23 protein-coding genes are annotated in these 25,414 nt (G+C 63.8%); 15 read left to right on the top strand and 8 right to left on the bottom strand.

Annotation, left to right across the window (positions count from 1 at the left end; translation table 11 throughout):
• Window positions 1–188 precede the first annotated feature (188 nt).
• Window positions 189–1,106, bottom strand: a complete 918-nt coding sequence (locus tag ASD12_RS25525; RefSeq protein ID WP_056592963.1) for an AraC family transcriptional regulator — start codon at window positions 1,104–1,106, stop codon at window positions 189–191.
• A gap of 273 nt (window positions 1,107–1,379) precedes the next feature.
• Here ASD12_RS25525 and ASD12_RS25520 point away from each other — a divergent pair, with 273 nt between their 5' ends.
• Window positions 1,380–2,783 (top strand): MATE family efflux transporter, encoded by a 1,404-nt coding sequence (locus ASD12_RS25520; RefSeq protein WP_056592960.1) that lies wholly within the window; start codon window positions 1,380–1,382, stop codon window positions 2,781–2,783.
• Between the two features lie 143 nt (window positions 2,784–2,926).
• Here ASD12_RS25520 and ASD12_RS25515 read toward each other — a convergent pair whose 3' ends face one another.
• From ASD12_RS25515 to speB, 5 genes are all read right to left on the bottom strand, one after another.
• Complete coding sequence (locus ASD12_RS25515) at window positions 2,927–3,214, bottom strand: hypothetical protein (RefSeq protein ID WP_056592957.1); 288 nt, start codon at window positions 3,212–3,214, stop codon at window positions 2,927–2,929.
• A 243-nt stretch (window positions 3,215–3,457) separates the two neighbouring features.
• Entirely contained in the window at window positions 3,458–4,105 is a 648-nt protein-coding gene (locus tag ASD12_RS25510) for an amino acid ABC transporter permease (protein WP_056592955.1), read from the bottom strand.
• Window positions 4,102–4,758 carry an amino acid ABC transporter permease gene (locus tag ASD12_RS25505; RefSeq protein WP_056592952.1) on the bottom strand — a complete coding sequence of 219 codons (657 nt, stop codon included), beginning with the start codon at window positions 4,756–4,758 and terminating at the stop codon, window positions 4,102–4,104. Before ASD12_RS25505 ends, ASD12_RS25510 begins: the two co-directional genes overlap by 4 nt.
• Before the next feature lie 6 nt (window positions 4,759–4,764).
• Window positions 4,765–5,571: a transporter substrate-binding domain-containing protein gene (locus tag ASD12_RS25500; RefSeq protein ID WP_056593437.1), complete on the bottom strand. Its 807-nt coding sequence runs from the start codon at window positions 5,569–5,571 to the stop codon at window positions 4,765–4,767.
• Window positions 5,572–5,652: 81 nt separating this feature from the next.
• Window positions 5,653–6,714: an agmatinase gene (gene speB / locus ASD12_RS25495; RefSeq protein WP_056592949.1), complete on the bottom strand. Its 1,062-nt coding sequence runs from the start codon at window positions 6,712–6,714 to the stop codon at window positions 5,653–5,655.
• 264 nt (window positions 6,715–6,978) lie between these two features.
• Here speB and gcvA point away from each other — a divergent pair, with 264 nt between their 5' ends.
• The 8 genes from gcvA (at window position 6,979) to ASD12_RS25455 (ending at window position 15,941) form a co-directional block, all read left to right on the top strand.
• The gene (gcvA, locus tag ASD12_RS25490) at window positions 6,979–7,953 is read left to right on the top strand and encodes a transcriptional regulator GcvA (RefSeq protein ID WP_056593435.1); all 975 of its coding nucleotides are present in this window, start codon (window positions 6,979–6,981) and stop codon (window positions 7,951–7,953) included.
• A 160-nt stretch (window positions 7,954–8,113) separates the two neighbouring features.
• Complete coding sequence (pncB, locus tag ASD12_RS25485; protein WP_056592946.1) at window positions 8,114–9,418, top strand: nicotinate phosphoribosyltransferase; 1,305 nt, start codon at window positions 8,114–8,116, stop codon at window positions 9,416–9,418.
• 186 nt (window positions 9,419–9,604) lie between these two features.
• A complete protein-coding gene (locus ASD12_RS25480; RefSeq protein ID WP_056592943.1) occupies window positions 9,605–11,044 on the top strand; it encodes a hypothetical protein in 1,440 nt (479 codons plus the stop codon).
• 152 nt (window positions 11,045–11,196) lie between these two features.
• Window positions 11,197–12,501: an ABC transporter substrate-binding protein gene (locus ASD12_RS25475; RefSeq protein ID WP_056592940.1), complete on the top strand. Its 1,305-nt coding sequence runs from the start codon at window positions 11,197–11,199 to the stop codon at window positions 12,499–12,501.
• A gap of 161 nt (window positions 12,502–12,662) precedes the next feature.
• On the top strand, window positions 12,663–13,544 hold the full coding sequence (locus tag ASD12_RS25470; RefSeq protein WP_056592938.1) for a branched-chain amino acid ABC transporter permease: 882 nt from the start codon (window positions 12,663–12,665) through the stop codon (window positions 13,542–13,544).
• Window positions 13,541–14,503, top strand: coding sequence for a branched-chain amino acid ABC transporter permease (locus tag ASD12_RS25465; protein WP_056592935.1), 963 nt, complete (start codon window positions 13,541–13,543; stop codon window positions 14,501–14,503). The genes ASD12_RS25470 and ASD12_RS25465 overlap by 4 nt, the downstream gene beginning before the upstream one ends.
• Window positions 14,500–15,225 carry an ABC transporter ATP-binding protein gene (locus tag ASD12_RS25460; RefSeq protein WP_056593433.1) on the top strand — a complete coding sequence of 242 codons (726 nt, stop codon included), beginning with the start codon at window positions 14,500–14,502 and terminating at the stop codon, window positions 15,223–15,225. Before ASD12_RS25465 ends, ASD12_RS25460 begins: the two co-directional genes overlap by 4 nt.
• Window positions 15,222–15,941 (top strand): ABC transporter ATP-binding protein, encoded by a 720-nt coding sequence (locus ASD12_RS25455; RefSeq protein WP_056592932.1) that lies wholly within the window; start codon window positions 15,222–15,224, stop codon window positions 15,939–15,941. Before ASD12_RS25460 ends, ASD12_RS25455 begins: the two co-directional genes overlap by 4 nt.
• Here ASD12_RS25455 and ASD12_RS25450 read toward each other — a convergent pair whose 3' ends face one another.
• Entirely contained in the window at window positions 15,942–17,324 is a 1,383-nt protein-coding gene (locus tag ASD12_RS25450; protein ID WP_082525677.1) for a sodium:proton antiporter, read from the bottom strand. It abuts the gene before it with no gap.
• 76 nt (window positions 17,325–17,400) lie between these two features.
• A complete protein-coding gene (pncA, locus tag ASD12_RS25445) occupies window positions 17,401–18,015 on the bottom strand; it encodes a bifunctional nicotinamidase/pyrazinamidase (protein WP_056592929.1) in 615 nt (204 codons plus the stop codon).
• Window positions 18,016–18,279: 264 nt separating this feature from the next.
• On the opposite strand from pncA, the gene ASD12_RS25440 reads away from it, so the two are divergent.
• The 6 genes from ASD12_RS25440 to ASD12_RS25415 are packed head-to-tail and all read left to right on the top strand — an operon-like array spanning window position 18,280 to window position 25,407.
• Complete coding sequence (locus ASD12_RS25440; RefSeq protein WP_056592926.1) at window positions 18,280–19,137, top strand: xanthine dehydrogenase family protein subunit M; 858 nt, start codon at window positions 18,280–18,282, stop codon at window positions 19,135–19,137.
• 17 nt (window positions 19,138–19,154) lie between these two features.
• A complete protein-coding gene (locus ASD12_RS25435) occupies window positions 19,155–21,950 on the top strand; it encodes a molybdopterin-dependent oxidoreductase (RefSeq protein WP_056592922.1) in 2,796 nt (931 codons plus the stop codon).
• On the top strand, window positions 21,947–23,488 hold the full coding sequence (locus ASD12_RS25430) for a hypothetical protein (RefSeq protein WP_056592920.1): 1,542 nt from the start codon (window positions 21,947–21,949) through the stop codon (window positions 23,486–23,488). The genes ASD12_RS25435 and ASD12_RS25430 overlap by 4 nt, the downstream gene beginning before the upstream one ends.
• On the top strand, window positions 23,488–24,372 hold the full coding sequence (locus ASD12_RS25425) for a thiamine biosynthesis protein ApbE (RefSeq protein ID WP_056592917.1): 885 nt from the start codon (window positions 23,488–23,490) through the stop codon (window positions 24,370–24,372). The genes ASD12_RS25430 and ASD12_RS25425 overlap by 1 nt, the downstream gene beginning before the upstream one ends.
• Window positions 24,365–24,949: an amino acid synthesis family protein gene (locus ASD12_RS25420; protein ID WP_056592915.1), complete on the top strand. Its 585-nt coding sequence runs from the start codon at window positions 24,365–24,367 to the stop codon at window positions 24,947–24,949. The genes ASD12_RS25425 and ASD12_RS25420 overlap by 8 nt, the downstream gene beginning before the upstream one ends.
• Window positions 24,946–25,407, top strand: a complete 462-nt coding sequence (locus tag ASD12_RS25415; RefSeq protein WP_056592912.1) for a MarR family transcriptional regulator — start codon at window positions 24,946–24,948, stop codon at window positions 25,405–25,407. The genes ASD12_RS25420 and ASD12_RS25415 overlap by 4 nt, the downstream gene beginning before the upstream one ends.
• The last annotated feature ends 7 nt before the right edge of the window (window positions 25,408–25,414 follow it).

Raw genomic sequence — 25,414 nt, 5'->3', positions numbered from 1 at the left:
CGATCCTCACCATCGCCCGAGTGACATGCCACCCATCGCCAAGATGCGGTGTTGCAGCGGGTCACGCTAGAAGCCCCGTTGCAGCAGACCTGTACTTTTATGCATTGTGCAGCGCAAAAGCCGGCACTCGAATACAGCGCCTGTCACGTGAGTATCGATCACGCTTGAAACGGTGGTTTAGGACACGCTTATGCGCGCAATGTCAGCCGCTGCCGCGACAGCCGTCGATAGGACGATGGCGTCATCCGATGCTTGCGCATGAACGCTCGGTTGAAGTTCGAGATGTTCATGTAGCCGACCTGGAAACAGATGTCGGTGATCGGAATATCGGTGTCCGCCAGCAGCTTGCAGGCCTGCCAGAGCCTGAGCTTGGCAAGGTGGTCGCTGAAGCTGTTGCCGGTGTTCTTCTGGAAGAACCGCGAAAACGTGCTCTCCGTCATTCCGGCCAGTTCCGCCACTTCCGGCAGCTTCAGGTCCTCGGCGAAATGCTGGAACAGATAGGTCAGCGTGCGCTGGATGATGTCCAGCGAGGCGGCATCGAGAACCGGCGAGAAATCCGGGGACGACAACAATTCATATTCGTCGGTCCTGGCGAGAAGATCGACGAGGTTCAGGAACAGACAGAACCTGCTTAGCCCGCTAACTTCGCCCATCCGCTCCATCAGCTCGGCGCCTTCCCGTGCGGTCTGGCCGTGAAAGACCATCCCGCGCAGCGAGCGTTCGAGGAACGGTTCCAGTTCGCGCAATTCCGGCAACAGGCCCGCCGACCCCCGCAGCCGCTGCGCATCGAACTGCAGGACAATGTCGCGGCCTTCGATCAGCTCTCCCGGCTGCACCGCGGTCACCCAATCATGCGGCAGCCCGCCACCGACGATGGTCAGGTAGCCCGGTCCGAACTCGCCGATGTGATCGCCGACCAGAACCACGCCGGAGGATTTCCGCAGCAAATGGATCTCGTATTCCGGATGGAAGTTCCAGACATTGCGTTCCCAGGGGTAGTCGTCGAGCCGCCACAGGAAACTGTCGCTCGCTTCCGTGACGATGTGCTCGAAGGACGGCGCCGTCCGTGGGATCGCGGCTGGATTCTTCCTGCGCTTGAACTGCATCCTGCCTCCTGGAGAATCCGGGATCTGTCGTCGCACCTCGTCGTCCATGCAATCCGTAGCAGCCCATCGCCCGCATGTGAAATGGACCTCAGCGACGAGTATTGGTGGTCCGAGTGTTCCGGCTGGCTCAATCCGTTCCCGCCCGTCCTCTCTTGCCTTCATGTCGCGTTTCGTACAAAAGCTGGCGCAAACGCCGCGAAGCTGAAGGTTTTGCCGTTTGACATGCGGCTTCCGGCTCTTTGCCGACGTGCCGTACCTGGAAAGAGCGGAACAATGTCTGCGATCGAAGCCGGCGCTCGCGCGCCGGAAAATCTTTGGCGTCAGGAAATCAGGGCGACACTGGCGCTCGCCTGGCCGATGGTGCTGACCAACCTCGGCCAGACCGCGATGACAGCCACCGACGTCATGATGATGGGCCGTCTGGGGTCCGATACGCTGGCCAGCGGCGCGCTTGGCGCCAACCTCTATTTCATGCCGCTGATCTTCGGCCTCGGCCTGATGCTGGCGACCTCGCCGATGATCGCCACCGAGCTCGGCCGCCGCCGCTATTCGGTGCGCGACCTGCGCCGCACCGTTCGCCAGGGCCTGTGGCTGGCGATCCTGATCTCGATCCCGATCTGGCTCGTGCTTTGGCACGGTGAGGCCATTCTGCTGGCCATGGGTCAGGATCCGGTGCTGGCCCATCAGGCCGGCATCTATCTGCGCTGGCTCGAATGGGCGGTGCTGCCCTTCTACGGCTATATCGTGCTGCGCTCGTTCATCTCGGCGCTGGAACGGCCGGGCTGGGCGCTGGTCATCGTCTTCGTCGCCGTCGCCTGCAACGTCTTCTTCAACTGGGTGTTCATGTTCGGCAATCTCGGCGTCGCCCCGATGGGCATTGCCGGGTCGGGCCTTGCCACCTCGCTGTCCAGCACACTGATGTTCGTCGGCATGGCCGTCGTGGTGATGCTGGAGAAGAAGTTCCGTCGCTACCGTCTGTTCGGGCGCTTCTGGCGCGCCGACTGGCCGCGCTTCAGGGGCCTGTTGCGGCTCGGCCTGCCGATTGCCGGCCTCCTCGCCTTCGAGGTCACGATCTTCAATGCGGCGGCCCTCCTGATGGGCCTGATCGACGCGGATTCGCTGGCCGCGCACGCGATCGCCATCCAGATCGCCTCGATCAGTTTCATGGTGCCGCTCGGCCTCAACCAGTCGGTGACGGTACGCGTCGGCCTTGCGCATGGTGCAGGCAATCCGCAAGGCGTTTCGCGCGCCGGCTGGACCGCCTTTGTCATCGGCGTCTCGTTCATGGGGCTGATGGGACTGGTGATGATCCTGTGGCCGCATCCGCTGATCAGCGCCTTCATCGACATGAGCAATCCGGCCAATGCCAGGGTGATCGCGCTTGCCGTGTCGTTCCTGGCCTTCGCCGCGCTGTTCCAGGTGTTCGACGGCGCGCAGGCGGTGGCCGCCGGCATGCTGCGCGGCCTGCACGACACCAAGGTGCCGATGATCTACGCCGCGATCGGCTATTGGGGCGTCGGCCTGCCGCTCGGCGTGCTGCTCGCCTTCCATTTCGGCCTGCATGGCGTCGGCATCTGGATCGGCCTGTCGTCGGGGCTGGCCGTGGTGGCGGCCTTGCTTCTGGCGCGCTGGCTGAGGCGGGATCGATTGGCGCCGCCGTATGTGTTTGGGCATTGAAGGCAAAGCGGCCGCCGAAATCGGCGGCCGTTATGTCCCAACATTGTGACTGATTAGGCGGCGCCTGCAGACACGTTGGCTAAGCGCCGTAGGCCGACGCTTAGCACAGAGGCAATTAACGTCTCGCAATAGGGCGAGAGGAACTATGTTCCCTTCACGATTCTCGGTTTAGCCGGTCGGCGGGATTGGGCCTCGCGCTCGAGCGCCAAGGCCAACCGCTTCTCGTCTTCGATGGCGCGATCGACTGCCTCAATTTCCTCTTGGAGCGCCTTCAGCTCGGCTCCGTAGCTGGAGCCATCGCTTTCCCCGATCTGAAAGCCACTTGCCCGCATTGCGTCGCGAGTATGGTGCACGTTGCGGACTCCTTCGCGTCGAGTCGCGACCAGGATTTCCCTAAACTCTCCAAGACGTTCAACGTGATTGCGAGTCATTGCGTTCTCCTATCTTCGTCGTTCATCGTCGCCGACGGCGATTCAGAACGGCTAAAACTTACGGCGCAGACGGTTTATCGATTACAGGAGATACTCTCGAGAAAGCATGAGCGCGGAAGCTCAAATTTGAACGTTTTGCAATAACGTCGAGCGCTCGGCAGGCGGAAATTGGCTTGGGGAGCGCTAGCCGCAGGGACGGCTTGCCGTCACCGTCGATGTTCGGCAACACACCATGCCTTCGCCTCAGCGCACCGCCGCCCGCTTCTCCAGCCTCCGCGCATATTGCGTCAGCGGAAAACACATGACGAAGAAGATCAGCGCCACCAGCCCATAGACCTTGAACGGTTCGAAGGTCGCGTTGTTGATGGCGTTGGAGGTCCGCACCAACTCTTCGAAGCCGATGATCGAGGTCAGCGCGGTCGACTTGATCAGTTGCACCAGGAAGCCGACGGTCGGCGCGCGGGTGATCGAAAAGGCCTGCGGCAGGATGATCAGCCGCAGTTCCTGCAGATAGTGCAGGCCGAGGCTGGCGCCGGCGTCCCATTGGCCCAATGGCAGCGCCGCGACGCCGGAGCGCCAGATTTCGGCGAGATAGGCGCTGGCGAAGAAGGTGAGGCCGAGCGCCGCCGCCGTCCACGGCTCGATGCGCAGGCCGAGCATCGGCAGGCCGAAGAACATCAGGAACAGCTGCATCAACAGCGGCGTCCCCTGGAACAGGGCGATATAGCCGGAGGCGACGCGCCGGCTCCATTTGTTTTTGGCGATCCTGAAGAACAACACGATCAGGCCGACGATGCCGCCGCCGATGAAGGCGGCCAGCGACAAAAGCACCGTCCAGCGGGCGGCGAGCAGAAGGTTGCGCACGATGTCCCAGAAGGTGAATTCGATCATGACACGCCAGCCCCCAGGACGCGACGTCCGCCTGACACCAGCAGCCGGCGCAGCGCCATCGACAGGACGAGATAGACCATCGTCACGACAAAATAGGTCTCGAAGGAGCGGAAGGTGCGCGCCTGCAGCATGTCGGCCTCGTAGGTCAGCTCACGCACCGCGATCTGCGACACCACGGCGGACTCCAGCATCATGATGACGATCTGGCTGGTCAGCGCCGGAAAGATCACTTTGAGCGCCTGCGGCAGCACGATCTTGATGAAGACCTGGCGTGACCTCAGGCCCAGCGCCAGCGCTGCTTCCGTCTGTCCGCCGGGCACGGCATCAAGCCCGGCGCCGACGATCTCGATGGTGTAGGCCGCCATGTTGAGCGTCATCGCCAGCATGGCGGCCAGCATCGGATCGAGCCTGATGCCGAGGCTGGGCAGCCCGAAGAAGATGAAGAACAGCTGCACCAGGAACGGCGTATTGCGGATGATTTCGACATACCAGGCGATTGCCCGCTTGAGGAGCACCGGGCCGTTTCGGCGTCCGGCGGCACCCAGGATGCTAAGGAACGTTCCCGCGAGCGTGGTCACGGCGATCAACAGGATCGTCGTGAGTGCTCCGCGCGCGATGTCGCCCAAGGCACCTGGAAGCCAGGCAAAGGCCACGGAAACTCAATCCTTGAGGTTGTCGGGGTTGAGCGGGGTCTTCAGCCAGGCCTTGGAGCTTTCGTCGAGCTTGCCGTCGGCCAGCATCTTGGCGACGGCATCGTTGACCGCCTTCTTGAGGGCGTCCTCATTCTTGTTGAGGCCGATATGCGAGGGCGAGGTCAGCAGCTGGAATTTCTGCTCCGGCTTCAGCGCGTCCTGCTTGGCCAACACCTGGGCGCCGACATCGTTGCCGACGACCATCAGCTGGGTCTGGCCGGAGATAAAGGCCTGGATCACCGAATTGTAGTTGTCGAAGCGCTTGATGTCGGCCGACGCGGGTGCCGCCTCGGTAAGCGAGGTGTCTTCGAGCGTGCCGCGGTTAACGGCGATCGACTTGTCGGCAAGGTCTTCCTTGCCCTTGACCGCCATCGCGGCCGGACCGATCACGGCGATGTAGTAAGGCGCGTAGGCGGCAGCGAAGTCGATGACCTGCTCACGTTCCTTCGAATAGCCGACGCTCATCAGGATATCGACGCGGTGGTCGTTGAGGTACGGGATGCGGTTCTGGCCGGTGACGGCGACGGGATTGAGCTTTACCTTGAGCGTGTCGGCAATGTATTGCGCGACGTCCATGTCGTAGCCCTTCAGGCTCATGTCGGCGCTGGCCGAGGAGAAGGGCGGGAAATCGGCGAAGACGCCGACATTGATGGCGCCGGCCTTGGTGATGTCCGCCAGCGCATCAGCGCTGGCGGCCTGGATCGCGAGGCCGAAACCGGCAGTGCCAAGCATCAGCACGGCAGCCATGGATGTAAATGTCTTGCGGATTGTCATTGTCATTCCCCTGTCTGGAAGCATTGTTTGTTTGATACGGCCGCCGGCTCCAGCGCGGCGGCCGCCTTCGCTTTCTGAACGTCAGGCTCCCTTGCCTGTTATCGCCGGGCTGAACACCATCAGGCTCAGTATCTCGAACAGCACCTGTGCGGCGGCATGCGCCGTGTTGGTGGTGGCGTCATATTGCGGCGCCACCTCGACGACGTCGCCGCCGACGATGTTGAGGCCCTTCAGGCCACGCAGCAGTTCGAGCACTTCGCGCGTCGTCAGCCCGCCGACTTCCGGCGTGCCGGTGCCGGGCGCGAAGGCCGGATCGACGCTGTCGATGTCGAAAGAGACATAGGTCGGGCCGTCGCCGACAATCTTGCGCGCCTTCTCGATGATGGCAGGAATGCCGAGGCCGGTGACCTCTTCGGCATGCACCACGGTCATGCCGGACTCGTAGGTGAATTCCCACAGATATTCGGCCGAGCCGCGGATGCCGATCTGGATCGTACGCGTCGGATCGAGCACGCCGTCGAGCACCGCGTTGCGGAATGGTCCGCCATGGTGGAACTTGGTCATGTCGAACAGGCCACTGGTGTCGCAATGGGCGTCGATGTGGATCAGCCCGACCGGCGCCTTCTTGCCGACGGCCTTCAGGATCGGATGGCTGATCGAATGGTCGCCGCCGATCGAAAGCGGGATGACGCCGGCATCGACGATCTGGTTGGTGCGGCGCTCGATGTCCTCATGGCTGATCTCCAGCCGGTAGCGGCTGCGGAACGGCGTGTCACCGATGTCGGCGACCCTGAGTTCATGCGTCGGCGCGCATTCCAGCACGTGATTGTAGGGACCGATGCGCTCGATGGCGCGCAGTGCCCTTGGCCCGAAGCGCGAGCCCGGCCGGTTGGTGACGCCTAGATCCATCGGTACGCCGATCATCGCCACCTGCAAATCGCCGAAATCCGGATTGTCGGCCGATATTTCGCGGTAGGGTGCGGCAAGGAAGGTCGGGATGCCGGAATAGGGCGCGAGCCGCGTGCCGGTCTTGGAGAAAATCTTGTCGGCGACCTTGCGGAACTTCGGGTCGAACATTTCGCCACCATGGCTTTCACCATATTTGCGACGCAACGCATCGAGCTTGCCGCGATCGTAACCCATGCCGGTTCTCCCTGCTTGACTGGAGCAGTCCGGTCTTCGGCGACGCTTGGCTCGATCGTTTCGAACCCTGCCGTGGCTGCAACGGCTGCCTGTTGACCTGACGTCTTGATGCTGTTCCCGGGGCAAAGTGTCTGGCAGCGGCATTGAAAAATCAATTGATATTGTTAGGGTGTTTTCTGTGAGAAAATCTCACAATCAACTCTGAGCACGATCTCATCCGAAAACCGGCCTCCACTTTTCGGGATCGTGCTTCAATGGATGCTCATGGCCAAACGCCTGCCGCCCCTCAATCCGCTGCGCGCCTTCGAGGCAACGGCCCGCCATGGCTCGCTGACCAAGGCGGCGAGCGAACTGAATGTCACGCACGGCGCCATCAGCCACCAGATCAAGGCGCTCGAGCAGTCGCTCGGCGTCAAGCTGTTCGAGCGGGTCGGCCAGCGGGTCAAACTGACACCGCACGGCGCCGAGCTGCTGCCGGCGGTATCGACCGCCTTCGACGGCATCGCCGCCGCCACACAGCGCATGACAAGGCCGGCGAGCAGCGGCACACTTTCAGTCTCCTGCGTGCCGGCACTACTGTTGCTGTGGATGACACCACGGCTCGGCAGTTTCATGGCGCAATATCCGGATATCAGGCTGACGCTTGTCCCCTCCAACGATCCCAAGGATCTGCGGGCGCCGCATATCGACGTCTGCGTGCATTATGGCGACGGCAGCTGGGCCGATTGCTGGATGCGCAAATGGTCTGGCCTCGAACTGTTTCCCGTGGTCAGCCCGACATTGATCAACAACCGCCCGATCCGCAGCGTCAGGGACCTTGCCGACCATGTCTTCCTGCATGGCGACGACGGCCGCGAATGGCACACCTGGCTGGCGGCCGCCGATGCGCTGGACCTTGAGCGGGGCCGCCGCCATCACCTTGGCGATGCGCGCATGGCGACCGAGGCCGCGGTGCACGGCCATGGCGTGGCGCTGGGCGACTCGGTGACGGCAAGCGCGCTGCTGGCCAGGGGCATGCTGGTCGCGCCGTTCAGCCTGTCGGTGCCGGCGGTCGACGATTTCTATGTCGTCTGCCGCAACGAGATGAGAGCGACGCCGATCGTGCAGGTGTTCGTCGACTGGCTGTTTGCCGAGAAGGCTCAGGACGACGGCCGCGCCGACGCCCCGGTGGCGGGCCGCATCGTCAGCCGCCGCAAGCGTCCGGCGCTCAGGGTCATCGGCGCCAAAACCGGGAGCTGACACCAGCCTGCGGCTCGCGGCGACCGTCAGTGGTCTTTCGGCCCCATGCACGGTTTTCTTTTTGTCGGGCCAGCCTCAAACCGGGCAGCGCTTTGGCCAATTCGATGCTATGAGGCCTGTCGCGGTTGTGGATCGTAGGCAGCGAAGGCGGTGTTGAAACATGGCTAAGACCGATATTGCGCGGCGGGTCTACAACCACACCTGGAAGCTCGATCCGATCGTGCGCAGCCTGCTCGATACGGATTTCTACAAGCTTTTGATGCTGCAGATGATCTGGGGCATGTATCCCAAGGTCGACACCACCTTCTCGCTCATCAACCGTACAACTTCGGTGCGCCTTGCCAACGAGATCGATGAGGGCGAACTGCGCGAGCAGCTCGACCATGCTCGTACCCTGCGCTTCTCCAAGAAGGAGATGATCTGGCTCGGCGGTAACAATTTCTACGGCCGCAAGCAGATCTTCGAGCCGGAGTTCCTCGCCTGGCTGGAGAATTTCAGGCTGCCCGAATACGAGCTGTCGAAGCGCGACGGCCAGTACGAGCTGACCTTCAGCGGGCCGTGGATGTACACCACGCTGTGGGAGATCCCGGCGCTGGCGATCATCAATGAGCTGCGCTCCCGCGCGGCCATGCGAGCCTTCGGCCCCTTCGCGCTCGATGTGCTCTATGCCCGCGCCAAGGCCAAGATGTGGGCCAAGACCGAGCGGCTGAAGGCATTGCCCGGCATCCGCATCTCGGACTTCGGCACGCGCCGGCGCCATTCCTTCCTGTGGCAGCGCTGGTGCGTCGAGGCGTTGAAGGAAGGCATCGGCGAGGCGTTCACCGGCACCTCCAACGTGCTTCTGGCCATGGACAACGACCTCGAAGCGCTCGGCACCAACGCGCATGAACTGCCGATGGTGTTCGCCGCCCTCGCCAATTCGGAAAAAGAGCTGAAACAGTCGCCCTACAAGGTGCTGCAGGACTGGCAGCGCTACTATGGCGGCAATCTGCTTATCGTGCTGCCCGACGCCTTCGGCACCGCCTCGTTCCTGCGCGACGCGCCGGACTGGGTGGCCGACTGGACGGGCTTTCGTCCCGACAGCGCGCCGCCGATCGAAGGCGGCGAAAAAATCCTGTCGTGGTGGCGCGACAAGGGCAAGGATCCCAAGCAGAAATTGCTGATCTTCTCGGACGGGCTCGAGGTCGAAACGATCGAGGAAACCTACCGCCACTTCAAGGGCAAGGTGCGCATGTCGTTCGGCTGGGGCACCAATCTGACCAATGATTTCGAAGGCTGCGCGCCGACGGAAACCAACAGCCTCGACGCCATATCGCTGGTCTGCAAGGTCACCGAGGCCAATGGAAGGCCGGCGGTCAAGCTTTCCGACAATCCCGCCAAGGCAACCGGCGACGAGAACGAGATCGAGCGGTATATCAGGATTTTCGGGGAGAAGGATCGCGTGGAGCAACTGGTCAAGGTGTGAGGGGTGGCCACGCCAGCCAAGATGGCAATCTTGGATAGGATGAGTTCCTTCGCGCCCCCCTCTATCCTGCCGGCAATCTCCCCCACTTGGGGGGAGATTGGATGTCATCTCCGCTTTCGCCAATTTTCGACATTGCAAGAAAAGCGCCGATCTGGCGAACTGCCAATCTCCCCTCCTGTGGGGGAGATGTCTGGCAGGACAGAGGGGGGCGCCGTAGAGTGCCGTCATCTATCGTTAGCTTTGTTGCTTACGGCCGCATCGCTCATATTGCCCACTCCCGCCCTCGCCCACGCCTCCGATCGCGGCCACGTCCTGCTCCTGCCGACCGGCTACTATCTGGTCGGCGGCGCCTTTGCCGTTGCCGTCAGCTTCCTCGTCCTGGCGCTGCTGCCGGCGGAGTCTCTCGATCGTTTCTGGCGCCGGCGCCTGCCGCTCTTCGCTTTTGGCGACGTATTCCGCACCATCCTCAGCCTGATATCCTTTGCCGGCTTTGCAATCCTCATCATCGCCGGCTTGTTCGGCAGCCGCGACCCACTTTCCAACCCACTGCCTTTGGTGATCTGGACCCTGCTATGGGCCGGCGTCACGCTGCTGCAAGGTGTCTTCGGCGATCTCTGGTCATGGCTGAACCCCTGGATTGGCCCGTGGCGTCTCGTCTTGCGCCTGTGGGGCGGAAACAATGAAGGAAGATGGCATCTCCCCCAATGGCTCGGTTGCTGGCCGGCTGTCATCTTGTTCTTCGCCTTTGCCTGGTTCGAACTCATCGATCCGGCGCCCGACGATCCGGCGCGACTGGCCTTGGCCGCCGGCCTCTACTGGCTGTTCAGCTTTCTTGCCATGCTGGCGTTCGGCTATCGCGCCTGGAGCCGTAGCGGCGAATTCCTGACGGTCTTCTTCTCAATGGTGGCGCGTTTCGCCATCGTCGAGCGCAACGAAGACGGCCGGCTTGGCCTGTGCTGGCCGGGCGCCAAACTGTTCGCCGCAGAGCCGCTGCCGACCAGCGGCATCGCCTTCCTGCTGCTGGCCCTCTCGTCGGTCTCGTTCGACGGTCTGTCGAAAACCTTCTTCTGGCTCGGCCTGTTCGGCATCAATCCGCTCGAATTTCCCGGTCGCACCGCGGTGGTCGGCAGCGGCACTTTCGGGCTCGTGCTGACATTCGTGCTGCTGGCGGCGGTGTTCCTGCTTGCCGTCTGGCTCGGCCAGTGTCTCGCAAGGAGCGATCACACCCTCGGCCAGGCCGCAGGCCTGCTGGTGTGGTCGATCGTACCGATCGCGCTCGCCTATCATGTCGCGCATTATCTGACGGCGCTGCTCATCGACGGCCAGTATGCGCTTGCAGCACTTTCCGATCCGTTCGCGCTGGGCTGGAACCTGTTCGGCACCGCCGACATGCAGATCGAGGCCGGCATCGTTGCCGGGGCGGACTCGGCGTGGTGGCTGTGGAATGTCCAGGCTGGCGCCATCATCCTTGGCCATGTGCTCGCAGTCCTCGTCGCCCACGGCTTCGCCTGGCGCCCGCACCCGCAGCCCTCCCGCGCGGCACTCAGCCAGTTCCCGCTTACCCTGCTGATGATCGCCTACACCGTCTTCGGCCTCTGGTTGCTTGCCACGCCGACCGCCGGATGAGAAAACGGCGGCCGCGATATCGTCGGGGAAGCTCGCTTGCCATACCAAGGCTTTGGTGATTTAGTTTGTACACATGCAATTTTTGCATCCCTCTGAGCGAGGATGCCGAAGCCGCCTTATCGTTGGTCAAGACTGAAAACAGGGGAACGAACATGGCTGACAAGAACGGATTTTTTGACCTCTCCAAGACTACCCTCACCCGCCGCACGGCGCTGAAGGGTCTGGCCGCGGGCGCCGGGCTCGCCGTTGCCCCCGGCTTCGTCCGCTATTCCCAGGCGCAGAGTTCGGCGCCGATCAAGATCGGCTTCCAGTCGCACCGCACCGGCATCGGCGCCGCCTATGGCCGCTGGTACGAGAAGACCACCGCTGCCGCGGTCAAGGCGATCAACGCCGCCGGCGGCATCAATGGCCGCCAGGTCGAGGTGATCATCGAGGATGACGGCACCGATCCCGGCCGCGGCGCCGAGGTGGTCGGCAAGTTCGCCACCCAGCACAAGACCGACATTGTCTTCGGCACGCTGTTCTCGCATGTCGTCATCGGCTCGGCGCCCGCCGCCGGCGAAAACAAGATGCCCTATTTCGTCGTCAGCGAAGGCCACCACGTCGCCTCGACCAAACTGAACCGTTATGTCTTCCAGCCCGGCATCACCGACGTGAAGAGCCAGATCCAGTCGATGGCGCCTTGGATCGCGGCCAATGCCGGCAAGAAGGTGACGCAGATTTTCCCGGATTTCGCCTTCGGCTACGACCATCGCGACTACCTGCCGCCGGCATTGAAGGCGCAAGGCGCCGAGGTCATCGCGCAGATCGCCATCCCGCCGACGGAATCGTCCTTCACCAAGTATTTCCCGCAGATCCCGGCCGAGACCGAGGTGATCTACCACGTCATGGTCGGCCCGGCCGTGCTGACCTTCGTCAAGGAGCTCGGCGAGTTCTACGGCTCCAACCGGCCGCAACTGTTCGGCTTCATCGATTCGCTCGAGGCCACCGACATCAACAGCCCCGGCCTCGAATTCCTCGACGGCAGCCATTTCTGGGAAGGCTCGCCGCGTTATGCGCAGGCCAATGATTCCGAGGCGCAGAAAGCCTATCGCGCCGCCGTCGGCATCGACGACAATGGCGCCGCCGTCGGCGACCCCAAGGACGTCTCCACCGCCGCCCACATGTTCGGCTGCTGGGAGACGCTCTATGTCGTCAAGAAGGCGATGGAGGATGCCGGCTACAAGGGACCGGAAGACCGCGCCAAGCTGGTCGAGGCGACCGAGGCGCTGACCGAATTCGCCGAAGGTCCGGAGCATCCGCAGGGACCGAAAACCTTCAACGGCAAGATCCACCAGTGTTTTGGCATCCAGAACATCTCCAAGGTCGAAGGCGGCAAGCTGAAGGTCGTGCACAAGACCAAGATCGAGGACGGGCTTTACGAGGCCGAAGGAGATTATACGACGCAAGCGCTGTGAGGCGCCTTACCCTCCCCCTTGTGGGGAGGGTCGGCGAATAGGCTTCGCATTTTTGCGAAGCCTATGAGACGGGGTGGGGGTCGCGACGGCCCATGCCCCACCCCCCACCCGACCGCTTCGCGGTCACCCTCCCCACGAGGGGGAGGGTAAGGGCGCCCTGAATGCACTTCGGACCCCACCTCCTCCTCGCTGCCCTCGAAGGCCTCGTCACCTCGGCGGTGCTGGCGCTGACGGCGCTTGGGCTGTCGCTGGTGTTCGGCGTCATGCGGGTGGTCAATGTCGCTCATGGCGAGTTCTTCATGCTGGGCGCCGTGCTCGCCTGGGCGATCACAACAGCCATCGGCGGCGATCCGGCGCTCGGCTTCCTGGCGGCGCTGGTGATTGCGCCGCTGATCGTCGGCGCCATTGCGCTGGTCGCCGAAAGGCTGGTGCTGCGCCGGCTCAACTACAATCCGGAAGCCACCATCGTCGCCACCATCGGCATGCTCTACATCATCCAGCAGCTGGCGCTGACCTTTTACGGTCCGGAGGCACGGCCCGTCGAGCCGCCGTTCAGCTACCGCATCCTTTTGCCGTGGTTCGGTTACTCCGGCTACAAATTGTCTGTTATCGCCGCTTCGGCGCTGCTGCTGCTTGCGACATGGCTGGTGCTGACGCGCACCAGGATCGGCCTCACCATGCGTGCCACGCAGTATGACAGCGAGACGGCACAAGCCTTCGGCATCCCCGTCGGCCGAGTCTATGGCGGCGTCTTCGCGCTTGGCGCCATGCTGGCGGCCATTGCCGCGGTGCTGATCGTGCCGATCAGCCAGGCGCATTATTTGATGGGGCAGGATCCGCTGCTGCTCTCCTTCATCGTCGTCATCATCGGCGGCCTCGGCTCGCTGCGCGGCACGGTCGTCGCCGCCGTGCTGATCGGCCTCTCCGATGGCATCATCTCGATGTTCTTCTCGCCGACTTTGGCCAAGATCATCGCCACGCTGCTCGTCGCCATGGTGCTGGTGTTTCGGCCGCAAGGCCTGTTCGGGACGGCATCGCGATGAGCGAAGCTTCGCCGGCAAAGGCCTATGCACTGCATCTCGGCGTCATCGCCCTGCTCTTCGTGCTGAGCTTACTGCTGCCGGAGTATTATCATGGCCTGCTCGCCCGCATCATGGTGCTGGCGGTGTTCGCCATGGGCTACAACATGCTGTTCGGCTATGTCGGCCTGCTCAGCCTCGGCCATGCGATGTTCTTTGCCGCCGGACTCTACGGCGCCGGCCTTGCCATCATCCAGTTCGACTGGAGCGTGCCGCTGGCCTTCCTCGGCGGAATTGCCTGCGGCGCTGTGCTGGCGATGGTGATCGGCCTGCTGGCGCTGCGCACCACGGGCGTCGCTTTCATGATTGTCACCATGATGTTCGCCCAGGTATTCTACCTCCTCATCCTCTATTTCGCGACATGGACCGGCGGCGACCAGGGCATGGTCGTGCCGCAGCCGGCGCGGGTGCTCAGCCTCGGCGCGACGTCGCTTGAGCTCACCAATCCGACCGTGCGCTACATGACAGCGCTGGGGCTATTTTCGATCGTGTTGCTCGTCACGCTGGCTATCGTGCGCTCCAGATATGGCCGCGTGCTGGTCGCCATCCGCGAGAACGAGGAGCGGACGAAAATGCTCGGCTACGACACCTTCTCCAACAAACTCGCCGCCGTCGTGATCTCCGGCACCATCTGCGCTGCTTCGGGCGCTGCCTATGCGCTGCTGTTCGGCTATGTCGGATCGAGCTTCGCTTCGGTACAGTATTCGATCCTGCCGCTGCTGTGGGTGCTGCTCGGGGGTGCCGCCACAACGCTTGGGCCGCTGATCGGCACGCTGTTCATGTACTATGTCATCGACGTCACCAGCGGCTACACCTCCGCCTATCTGCTGATTGTCGGCATCGCGCTGATCCTTCTGGTGCTGTTTTTCCCCAAGGGCATTCTGGGCAGCATCAGGCAGCGCTGGCTCGAGTGGCTGCCGTGATGCCGCTTTTGACCACCAAGGGCCTGTCGCGCAGCTTTGGCGGTCTGCGCGCCGTCGACGACGTCAATTTCGCGCTGATGCCGGGCGAGATTCGCGCCGTCATCGGACCCAACGGGGCCGGGAAGACTACCTTCGTCAGCCTGGTCAGCGGCCGCATCGCACCATCTTCCGGCATGATCGTCTTCGACGGCACCGACATCACCGGCCAGCCGGCCTATATCCGGGTTCGCCAGGGCATCGCCTACACGTTCCAGATCACCAGCGTCTTTGCCAATCTCTCCGCCTACGACAATGTCGCGCTGCCGGTGCAGCGGACTTTGAGCGATGGCCGTTCGAAGGGCGCGGTGCGGGCCGGGGTGATGGCGACGCTCGAACGCACGGGCCTGGCCGATCGCGCCCACATGCCGGCCGGGCAATTGTCCTACGGCCATCAGCGCCTGCTGGAAGTGGCGATGGGCCTGGCGCTGAAGCCGCGCCTGCTGATCCTCGACGAACCGACGCAAGGGCTGGCCGACTCTGAGATCGACAATTTCATCACCCTGGTGCGCGAGATCGCCAAAAACGCCACCGTGCTTTTGATCGAGCACAACATGCCTGTTGTCATGCATCTGGCCGACCGCATCACCGTTTTCAATGCCGGCAAGATTCTCGCCGAAGGCACGCCCGAAGCGATCCGCGAGAACGCGGCGGTGCAGGAAGCCTATCTGGGGACCGCCCCATGACGAAGACGAAGTCCGAAGCGCTGGCAATCTCGGGGCTCGACTGCTTCTATGGCGAGGTCCAGGTGCTCTATGGCCTCGATCTGGTGCTGAACAAGGGCGAGGTGCTGTGCTTGTTCGGCCGCAATGGCGCCGGCAAGACGACGACGCTGAAGGCCATCATGGGGCTGGTTCCCTCAAGCGCCGGCTCGATCAGGCTCGATGGCAAGGAATTGACAGGACTGCCGGCGCATGAGGTGCCCAAGGCCGGCGTCGCCTATGTGCCGCAAGGCAGGCGGCTGTTCGCCGAGATGACGGTGGCCGAAAACATCGAGATCGGCCTGATGGCGCGCGGCAAGGGCAAGGCGACGCGCGAAAGCGTGCTCGACCTCTTTCCGCTGCTGCGCCAGCGGCTAAGGCAACGCTCCGGCACGCTGTCCGGCGGCGAACAGCAGATGCTGGCGATGGCGCGCGCGCTGTGCCTCGAGCCGCAGGTGCTGCTGCTCGACGAGCCGACCGAAGGGCTGATGCCGTCGATGATCGCCAAGATTCGCGAGACGGTGTCGAAGCTGCGAGACATGGGCGTTTCGACCATCCTGGTCGAGCAGCGTGTCGATGCGGTGCTTTCGGTCGCCGACCGCGTTGCCTTCATCGAAAACGGCCGCAATCGCGAGACGGTCGATGTCGAGGAATTGCGCGCCGACCCGTCGGCGGTTCGCCGTTATGTCGGCGTGGGCTGATCAGCCGAAGAACAGAAAGCCCGCGATCAGGAATGTCGGGACCAGCACCAGGCCCGACCATGCCATATAGCCGAAAAAGCCCGGCATCTTCACGCCGCGATGTCGGGCGATGGCGTAGACCATGAAGTTCGGCGCATTGCCGATATAGGTGTTGGCGCCCATGAACACCGCGCCGGCCGAGATCGCCGCCAGCGTCGAGGCAAATTCCGTCATCAGATGCCGTGGGTCGCCGCCGGCAAGTTCGAAGAACACCAGATAGGTCGGCGCATTGTCGAGGAAGGATGACAGCGCCCCTGTCAGCCAGAAATAGGCGAGATCGTTGGGCGCGCCCGAGGGCGAACTGACAAGCGACACCAGTGGCGCCAGTGCCCCCTCATGGCTTGCCCTTAGGATGGCGATGACCGGCACGATGCAGATGAAGATGCCGGCAAACAATTTCGCCACCTCCGATATCGGACCCCAGTTGAAGCCGTTGGCTTCCCGGTGGCTCTTGTAGGAGAGCGGAAGCGACAGCAGGGCCAGCGCCAGGATGATGGCATCGCGCACCAGATTCTGCAGTTCGAGACTGACGCCGAACACGGAAAAGCTCACGCCCGGCCTCCAGGCCGCCGACAGCAGGATGGCGCCGATCACGCCCACTAGCAGCGGAAGGTTGGCCAGGCCGCGCAAGCGCACCTTCGTATCCGGTGTCGGATCCTTGATTTTCGGCGCTCCGGCCTCGCGCTGGTGCAGGGCGATGTCAATGCCTAGGAAGACGGCCAGCACGACGACGCCGACGAACAGCGTCTCGCGCCAGAGGTTGGCGAAGGTCCAGAAGAAGTCGACGCCGCGCAGGAAGCCGACGAACAGTGGCGGGTCGCCGAGCGGCGTCAGCGAGCCCCCGATATTGGAAACCAGGAAGATGAAGAAGATGACGACATGGGCATTGAACGGCCTGTTATCGTTGGCGCGCAGGATCGGCCGGATCAGGATCATCGAGGCGCCGGTCGTGCCGATCACCGAGGCCAGCAGCGCGCCGACCAGCAACAGCCCGGCATTGACCAGCGGCGTACCGTGGATGTTGCCGGCAATGAGAATGCCGCCCGAAATGGTGAACAGCGCAAACAGCAGAATGATGAAGGACATGTATTCGGTGAGCAGCGCATGCAGCACCGCCTCGGTCGCCGAGGGCACACCGAAGGCTAATGCCAGCGGCACGATCACCAGCGCCGCCCAAAGGGCCGTGATCTTGCCGTAGTGGTGCTCCCAGACATGATGGAAGAGCAGGGGACCGGTAGCGATCGACAAAAGCAGCCCGGCAAAGGGCAGCGCCCACCACAGCGACATCGAAGCGCCGGGCAGGCCGTGTTCCTCCGCAGCCAGTGCCAGTGTTGGAAACAGCATCGCAACGGCGATTGCAGAGCCCGCGATTACACCCGCTGCAGTCGGCAAAAAGCCCCTCTTGCGCCCCACTGTCCGGTCAGTCCGACAAATGGTCTTCGAGCGTCACGCCGGCGTCGCGCATGCGCTGCAGCATGGCCCCGAGCGAACCGTTGAGATCGATGCCGCGGCATGCATCGAGCCGTACGGTGGTTTTGAAACCCTGGCTGACGGCATCCAGCGCCGAAAAGCCAACGCAGAAATCGGTCGCCAGGCCGACCAGGGTCAGCGTGTCGATGCCGCGCTCCCGGAGATAGCCGGCAAGGCCGGTCCGCGTCGTACGGTCGTTCTCGAAGAAGGCCGAGTAGCTGTCGATATCAGGCCTAAATCCCTTGCGGATAACGAGCTCGGCCTTGGTCCAGGCGAGGCCGGAGTGGAAATCCGAGCCCAGGCTGCCCTGGATGCAATGGTCCGGCCACAGCGTCTGCTGGCCATAGGGCATCTCGATCATCGTATAAGGCTGCGCACCCGGATGGCTGGAGGCAAAGCTGGAATGACCGGCCGGATGCCAGTCCTGCGTCAGCACGACATGGTCGGTTCGCCGGATCAGATCGTTGACCAGCGGCACGATCTCGTCGCCGCCGGCAACCGCCAGTGCGCCGCCCGGACAAAAGTCGTTCTGCAGGTCGATGACAACAAGCGCTTCGTCGGCCATGGGGCTTCCTTGTGGGTTGTCTTGGGAGCTTGCTCCAGTGAAAAAATGCCGCTGTCGCGACCGGAGGCAGAAACTTGACCAGATGGCCGGCTGCGTCAACCTCTGGGACATAACAAATGCGTGCCGATCAAGCCGTCGCAATCTCCGGCTTTGACAATTCCTGCTGGCTTGATATCATTTGCATACGAATGAATTTTCCCGGCTGCCCGGCAGAGTCTTTCGAAACACCGGTTTCTGGAAGACCTCATTTCTGGAAGGCAAAGCGTGATCCGTTACGCGAAACCCACCTCGGTCGACGAAGCGCTCGCTTTGCTTGGCGAGGGCGCCTGGCGCATCCTTGCCGGCGGCACCGATTTCTATCCGGCGCAAGGCAGCAAACCCTTCCGAGACAATGTTCTCGACATCAACGGCCTGGCGGCGCTGCGCGGCATTGCGGAGACGGACGACCACTTCGTCATCGGTGCGCGCACGACTTGGACCGACATTATCCGCCATCCCTTGCCGCCAGCCTTCGACGCACTGAAACAGGCGGCGCGTGAGGTTGGCTCGGCGCAGATCCAGAACGTCGCCTCGGTCGCCGGCAATCTCTGCAACGCGTCGCCTGCCGCCGACGGCGTGCCGGGCCTGCTCATCCTCGATGCCGAGGTCGAGCTGCGTTCAGCGAGGGCGACCCGGCATCTGCCCTTGCAGGACTTCATTCTCGGCAACCGCCGCACGGCTCTGCTGCCCGGTGAGATGGTCACGGCCATCCGCGTGCCGAGAGCCATCGGCACGTCGGCTTTCGTCAAGCTTGGCGCGCGGCGCTATCTCGTCATTTCCATTGCCATGGTGGCGGCACGTCTGGTCGTGAAGAACGACATCGTTGTGGAGGCAGCGGTCGCCGCCGGATCCTGCTCGGTTGTGGCCAAGCGGCTTGTTGGCGTCGAGACTGCTCTGCGTGGGTTGGCTGCGGACGGCGGACTCGCCGGTGCGGCCCTGGCGGCGCCGATGGAAGAGCTATCGCCGATCGCCGATGTGCGCGGCAGCGCCGAGTATAGGCTCGATGCGGTGCGCGAGATCGTTGCCCGTGCCGTGCTTGCGGCTGGGTGGCGGACGACTGGCGGCGAGGTGGCGGCGGCATGAGCCAAGTTCAGCCTGATATGCGTAAAGCCCTGCCCGATCTCGGCAACGTCCAGCCTGGCTTCGGCGCTGCGCGCGCCCACATCGCCTTTGAGGTCAATGGCACCGCCATTTCGGTCAATGTGCCTCCGCTGCGCCGGCTCTCCCTGGTGCTGCGCGACGAATTGGGGCTGACCGGCACCAAGGTCGGCTGCGATGCCGGTGACTGCGGCGCCTGCACGGTGCTGGTCGACGGCGATCCCGTTTGCGCCTGCCTGATGTCGGCGGCTTCCGCCGCTGGTACCTCGGTGACGACAGTCGAAGGCCTCGCCAATGGTCGGCTGTCGGCGCTGCAGGCCTCGTTCCTCGACCATGGCGCGGCGCAATGCGGCATCTGCACGCCGGCGCTGCTGGTCGCCGCAACCGCGCTACTCGACAAGCAGCCCAGTCCGACCGAGACCGAAGTGCAGGATGCGCTGGGCGGCATTCTGTGCCGCTGCACCGGCTACCGGAAGATCATCGCGGCGGTGATGGATGCCTCCCTGCAGGCGGCAAGCCTCGATTACCGCTTGCCTCAGTCCGGCCATGCGATCGGCTCCTCACCCGTCAGGCTCGACGGCGTGCCGAAGGTCACCGGCGGTGAAAAATTCGGTGGCGATTCCTTCCCGGCCGATGCGCTGGCCGTGCTGGTGGTCCGCTCGCCGCACTATCACGCCAGCTTCGCCTTCGGCGACCTCGACGGATGGGCGAAGGCGCATCCCGGTATCGCCGGTGTCTTCACGGCCGCCGACATTCCAGGGAAAAACTGTTTCGGCGTCATCGGCCCGTTCGCCGACCAGCCGGCGCTGGCCGAAGGGTTTGCGCGCCTACGCGGCGAGGCGGTGGCGCTGGTCGCCGGTGAGCGTGAGGCCATCGTCGATCTCGACCTGTCGGACTTTCCGGTTCGCTGGAGCGAACTACCGCATTTTCTGCAGTCGGCCGAAGCGCAGGCCAGCGGTGCCAGGCTGATCCACGAAAACCGCCCGGCGAACCTGCTGACCTCCGGCTTCGTCGAGCGTGGCGACCCGGAAGCGGCGCTTGCCAGTGCCGCGTTTACCGTCTCCGGCGCCATCGACACCTCCTATGTCGAGCACGCCTATATCGAACCGGAAGCCGGCTATGCTTATCTGGACGGCGACACACTGGTCGTCGTCGCCTGCACCCAGGCGCCCTATATGGACCGCGACGAGACGGCGAAGGTGCTCGGCCTTGCCGTCGAGAAGGTGCGCATCGTGCCGACCGCGACCGGCGGCGGCTTTGGCTCGAAACTCGACGTTTCGCTGCAGCCGCTGATCGGCCTTGTGGCGCTGAAGACGGGGCGGCCGGCGGCACTCGCCTACACCCGCACCGAATCGATGACTTCGACCACCAAGCGCCATCCAGCCGTGATGCGAGCGACCATCTGCGCCGATGCCGATGGCCTTGTCACCGGCATGATCTTCTCAGGCGATTTCAACACCGGCGCCTATGCCAGCTGGGGGCCGACGGTCGCCAACCGCGTGCCGGTGCATGCCTCCGGCCCCTATGCGACGCCGAACTACCGTGCCGAGGGCCGCGCCATCCACACAAATGGGCCGATCTCAGGCGCTTTCCGCGGCTTCGGCGTGCCGCAGGCGACGATCATGCAGGAGACGCTCTATGACGAGCTGGCCGGCAAGCTCGGCATGGACCGGCTCGATTTTCGCTTGAAGAACTGCCTTCGTAACGGTTCCGAAACGGTTACCGGGCAGCTTCTGGACTCCGGCGTCGGCATAGCCGAGTGCCTCGAATCGCTGCGGCCGTACTGGGCGCGCGCGACGGCTGATACGGAGGCATTCAACAGTGCCAATCGGGATAGAAAGCGCGGCGTTGGCGTCGCGTCGTGCTGGTATGGCTGCGGCAACACCTCGCTTCCCAACCCGTCGACAATCCGGGTCGGCATCGCGGCTGACGGCACGGTCATCCTGCACCAGGGCGCCGTCGATATCGGCCAGGGTTCGAACACGGTCATCACCCAGATCTGCGCCGACGCGCTCGGCCTGCCGCTAGAAAGATTCCGGCTGAAGAGCGCCGATACGGCCATCACTCCCGACGCCGGCAAGACATCAGCCTCGCGCCAGACCTTCGTCACCGGCAAGGCGGCCGAGAAGGCCGGCCGCGCCTTGCGCGAAAAGATCCTGCGCTTTGCCAATGTTTCCGAAAACGCAACCCTGCAACTCGACGGCCCGGCTATCGTCATCCGCGAAGGCGAAGCCACCCGCCGCATCGACCTCGAGACATTGGACGTGGATGCCGAAGGCTTCGTCTTCCGCGCCGAGGAGACCTACGATCCGCCGACGCTGCCGCTCGATGCCAAGGGACAGGGCAAACCCTACGCCGTCTACGGCTATGGCGCGCAGATCGCCGAACTGGAGGTCGACCTCAAGCTCGGCACCGTGAAGCTGATCAAGATCACCGCGGCGCACGATGTCGGCAAGGCGATCAACCCGCTGCTGGTCGAAGGCCAGATCGAAGGCGGCATCGCGCAAGGCATCGGCATGGCGCTGATGGAGGAGTACATCCCCGGCCGCACCGAGAATTTGCACGACTATCTCATCCCGACGATTGGCGACGTGCCGCCGATCGAAACCATCCTGATAGAGGTTTCGGACCCGGAAGGACCCTTTGGTGCCAAGGGTTTGGGAGAGCATGTGCTGATCCCGACGGCGCCGGCGATCCTCAATGCCATCCGCCATGCCACCGGCGTCCTGGTCACCAAGGTTCCGGCGACGCCGACGCGTATCCGCGCCGCCATTCGCGAAAAGGAGGCACGCCGATGAGCGAGCTTGCCGAGCGCTTCGAGACGCATGATCCCGGCGAGAAGCAGGTGGCGGAGAAGATCCGCTGCGATGCCTGTCCGGTGATGTGCTACATCGCCGATGGCCGCACCGGTGCCTGCGACCGCTACGGCAATGTCGGCGGCAGGATCGTGCGGATGGACCCGCTGACCATCCTCGACCATGCGGCGGAGACCGGCGCGGCTATCGTGCCGTTCATCGCCGAGGGCGAGGCGTGGGACGGCGAACTGGTCAACACCGGCCGCCGTTTTGTCACCGCCATCGGCGCCGGCACCACCTATCCCGACTACAAACCGGCCCCCTTCATCGTCAGCCAGGAAGTCGAAGGCGTCGATCTCGTCACTGTCGTCACCGAGGGCATCTTCTCCTACTGTGGCGTCAAGGTGAAGATCGACACCGACCGCCATATCGGACCCGAAACGGCTGTTGTGCGATCGCAAGGTGAGGCGATCGGCCATGTCACGACGGGCGAGTATGGCTCGCAGATGCTGTCGCTGGGCGGTGTGCATCATCTGACCGGCGGCTCCAAGGCCGAAGGCCGCGCGACCTGCGACGCGCTGCTCAATCTGTGCAACCGCAAGCCGGTGGAACTGGCCATCGACGGCGGCGCCACCCTAATAGTCGAAGCCGGCAAACCGCCTGTCATCGACGGCAAGCAGGAACACCGCATGCGTGTCGGCTGCGGTTCGGCCACCATCGGCATGTTCGCCACGCAATGGCGCGGCCTGGTCGACGAGGTGGTGGTGGTCGACGACCACATCACCGGTGTCGTCTCCGAGCATCAGGCTGGGAAGGTACTCGGCTGGCAGGATACCGGGATAAAAATAATCGGCCGCCGCTCGACGCCGGGCCGCTATTTCAAGGTCTCCGAACCCGGGCTGGGCTGGGGCGGCACCAGCATTTCCGACCCGCTGTCGATCCTCGGCGAATGGAACGCCAAGAAGGGCGCGCGGCCAGGGCTGTCGCTGCTGATGGTTTCGACCACCGGCGAGCAGTTCGCTTATTACGAACTCGACGACGAATTGAAACCGGTGCAGAAGCCGTTTCCCGAGCGATTGCAAAAGTCCGTCGGGCTGATCGAGGACAATTGCGAGCCTGCGCTGTGCACCGTGCTGTTCGTCGGCGGTGCCGGCGGTTCACTGCGTGCCGGCGTCACTGAAAACCCGGTCAATCTCACCCGTTCCGTGCAGGGCCTGACCACCTATGTCACGGTCGGCGGCGCGCCGGTCTATGTCTGGCCGGGCGGCGGCATCACGCTGATGGTCGATGTCACCAGGGTGCCGGAGGGCGCCTTCGGCTATGTGCCGACCCCCGCACTGGTGGCGCCGATCGAATTCACGCTCCGCCGCGACGACTATATCAGGCTCGGGGGCTACGAGGCAGAGATCCGCAGCGTCGAGGATATCGTTGCCAAGGGTGGCGAATATTTCAATCCGCGCCGCGGCACCGGTGCCGCAGCCAGCAATCCATGGCCACCACTGGCGCAACTGCGCCGCGCTGCGTCGAACGAGACCGGATGATGGACGGCCCGCAAACGCATTGGCTGCAGGACGGCAAGCGGCTGCATCTCAACCACGGGCCGATCGACCTGATCGTCGAGGCCTTTGGCGAGGCGGATGAGTGTCGTGCTGCCTACACTCAAGCCGTCGCGCGCTTTCAGACGATCCTGATCGAGTTGGTCGAGGAGCTCCCCGAATTGCGGCTCCCGGCGTTTTTCCTGGCGCCGCGCACCTTTGACGGCCCGACGGCGCGCCGTATGGAAGCAGCCGTCATACCCCTGGCGGAATGTTTCATAACACCGATGGCCGCAGTCGCGGGATCGGTAGCCGACGAAATGCTCGCCGCGTTGCTTGCCGATCGCAAGCTCGAGCGCGCCTATGTCAACAATGGCGGCGACTGTGCAATTCATATCGGCAAGGGCCGGTCGATGGGCTTGGCGATTGCCGGCACCGGCAACCACATGGCGGACCGGATCACGATCCGCGCGGAAGATGGCGTTCGCGGCGTCGCCACCAGCGGTTGGCGCGGCCGCTCCTTCTCACTTGGCATTGCCGACGCCGTCACCGTGCTCGCGCGGACTGGCGCCGAGGCCGATGCGGCGGCGACGCTCATTGCCAACGCGGTAGACCTGCCCGGCAATCCGGCCATCAAGCGCATTCCCGCACACGAACTGTCGCCCGACAGCGATCTCGGCGCGCGCTTGGTGACACATGGCGTCGGCACGCTTGCACTTGGCGAAGTGGCGCGGGCGCTGGACAATGGCCTTGCCGTCGCCGAAGATTTTCGCCGGCGCGGCCTGATTGCCGGATCGGCGCTGTTTCTTGGCGGTGAGATCCGCATCAGTGGCTCGGTTGCGCTTGCTGCGCCCAACAAAAGTCCCGGGAAGGAAGTTGCCCATGCCTGAGTTTCCAATCCGCAAGATCGCGGTGCTGACCGAAGAGATCTTTCACGAAGGCGGGCCGCTGGCCAAGATGCCGCGCCGCCGCGCCGCCGCCATGGCGCTGGTCAAGAACCCGTTCGCCGGGCGTTATGTCGAGGACTTGCAGAGCGCCATGGACGATCTGAAGCCGCTGGGCCTGTTGCTCGCCGACCGGCTGATTGCGGCCCTCGGCGGCGACGTCAAGCAGATCGACGGCTACGGCAAGGGCGCCATCGTCGGCACAGCGGGTGAGCTGGAGCACGGTGCGCTCTGGCATGTGCCCGGCGGCTACGCCATGCGCGAACGGCTCGGCGACGCCAAGGCGATCGTGCCGTCGGCGAAGAAGGTCGGCGCTTTCGGTTCAAAACTCGACGTGCCGCTCGGCCACATCAACGCCGCCTATGTGCGCAGCCATTTCGACGCCATGGAAGTCGGCATCAGCGATGGCCCACGCCCCGACGAAATCCTGTTCTGCCTCGCCATGACCTGCGGTCCGCGCGTGCACGACCGCATGGGCGGCCTGGCCGCTGGGGATATCAAGGCCTGGGACGGGCTGCGGTGAGCGCCGAGGACAATCTGCTGAAGCCGGTCGAGGCCGAAGAGCCTGACGACCAGGATTACCTCTTGCAGGAGCAGGTCGGCTTCATCCTGCGCAAGGCGCATCAGCGCCATGTCTCGATCTTTGCCGCGCGTATCGGTGATCTGACGCCGCCGCAATTCGCGGCGCTGGCCAAGCTGCGCGATGTCGGCGAGACCTCGCAGAACCAGCTCGGCACGCTGATCGCCATGGACGCGGCGACGGTGAAGGGCGTCATCGACCGGCTGAAGGCGCGCGGCCTAGTCGAGCTTTCCAAGCACGAGGTCGACAAAAGGCGGCTGCTGGTCAATCTGACCGCGGCAGGCCGCGACGCCATCGAGCGCCTGATCCCGCTGGCGCGCGAGATCACCCAGGAAACGCTGGCGCCGCTCTCGGCCAAGGAGATCGCCACCTTCATGAAACTGCTGGCGAAGCTGGCGTAGGTCGATC

The sequence above is a fragment of the Mesorhizobium sp. Root102 genome, from assembly GCF_001425625.1.
Taxonomy (GTDB): Bacteria; Pseudomonadota; Alphaproteobacteria; order Rhizobiales; family Rhizobiaceae; genus Mesorhizobium.
This window is presented reverse-complemented; position numbering and strand designations above follow the sequence as displayed.

What these genes read in the sequence shown, in the direction of transcription:
- ASD12_RS25525 (WP_056592963.1), bottom strand. Translation starts at nt 1,106, where the DNA reads ATGCAGTTCAAGCGCAGGAAGAATCCAGCCGCGATCCCACGGACGGCG.
- ASD12_RS25520 (WP_056592960.1), top strand. Translation starts at nt 1,380, where the DNA reads ATGTCTGCGATCGAAGCCGGCGCTCGCGCGCCGGAAAATCTTTGGCGT.
- ASD12_RS25515 (WP_056592957.1), bottom strand. Translation starts at nt 3,214, where the DNA reads ATGACTCGCAATCACGTTGAACGTCTTGGAGAGTTTAGGGAAATCCTG.
- ASD12_RS25510 (WP_056592955.1), bottom strand. Translation starts at nt 4,105, where the DNA reads ATGATCGAATTCACCTTCTGGGACATCGTGCGCAACCTTCTGCTCGCC.
- ASD12_RS25500 (WP_056593437.1), bottom strand. Translation starts at nt 5,571, where the DNA reads ATGACAATCCGCAAGACATTTACATCCATGGCTGCCGTGCTGATGCTT.
- speB (WP_056592949.1), bottom strand. Translation starts at nt 6,714, where the DNA reads ATGGGTTACGATCGCGGCAAGCTCGATGCGTTGCGTCGCAAATATGGT.
- gcvA (WP_056593435.1), top strand. Translation starts at nt 6,979, where the DNA reads ATGGCCAAACGCCTGCCGCCCCTCAATCCGCTGCGCGCCTTCGAGGCA.
- pncB (WP_056592946.1), top strand. Translation starts at nt 8,114, where the DNA reads ATGGCTAAGACCGATATTGCGCGGCGGGTCTACAACCACACCTGGAAG.
- ASD12_RS25480 (WP_056592943.1), top strand. Translation starts at nt 9,605, where the DNA reads ATGTCTGGCAGGACAGAGGGGGGCGCCGTAGAGTGCCGTCATCTATCG.
- ASD12_RS25475 (WP_056592940.1), top strand. Translation starts at nt 11,197, where the DNA reads ATGGCTGACAAGAACGGATTTTTTGACCTCTCCAAGACTACCCTCACC.
- ASD12_RS25470 (WP_056592938.1), top strand. Translation starts at nt 12,663, where the DNA reads ATGCACTTCGGACCCCACCTCCTCCTCGCTGCCCTCGAAGGCCTCGTC.
- ASD12_RS25465 (WP_056592935.1), top strand. Translation starts at nt 13,541, where the DNA reads ATGAGCGAAGCTTCGCCGGCAAAGGCCTATGCACTGCATCTCGGCGTC.
- ASD12_RS25455 (WP_056592932.1), top strand. Translation starts at nt 15,222, where the DNA reads ATGACGAAGACGAAGTCCGAAGCGCTGGCAATCTCGGGGCTCGACTGC.
- ASD12_RS25450 (WP_082525677.1), bottom strand. Translation starts at nt 17,324, where the DNA reads ATGCTGTTTCCAACACTGGCACTGGCTGCGGAGGAACACGGCCTGCCC.
- pncA (WP_056592929.1), bottom strand. Translation starts at nt 18,015, where the DNA reads ATGGCCGACGAAGCGCTTGTTGTCATCGACCTGCAGAACGACTTTTGT.
- ASD12_RS25435 (WP_056592922.1), top strand. Translation starts at nt 19,155, where the DNA reads ATGCGTAAAGCCCTGCCCGATCTCGGCAACGTCCAGCCTGGCTTCGGC.
- ASD12_RS25430 (WP_056592920.1), top strand. Translation starts at nt 21,947, where the DNA reads ATGAGCGAGCTTGCCGAGCGCTTCGAGACGCATGATCCCGGCGAGAAG.
- ASD12_RS25425 (WP_056592917.1), top strand. Translation starts at nt 23,488, where the DNA reads ATGGACGGCCCGCAAACGCATTGGCTGCAGGACGGCAAGCGGCTGCAT.
- ASD12_RS25420 (WP_056592915.1), top strand. Translation starts at nt 24,365, where the DNA reads ATGCCTGAGTTTCCAATCCGCAAGATCGCGGTGCTGACCGAAGAGATC.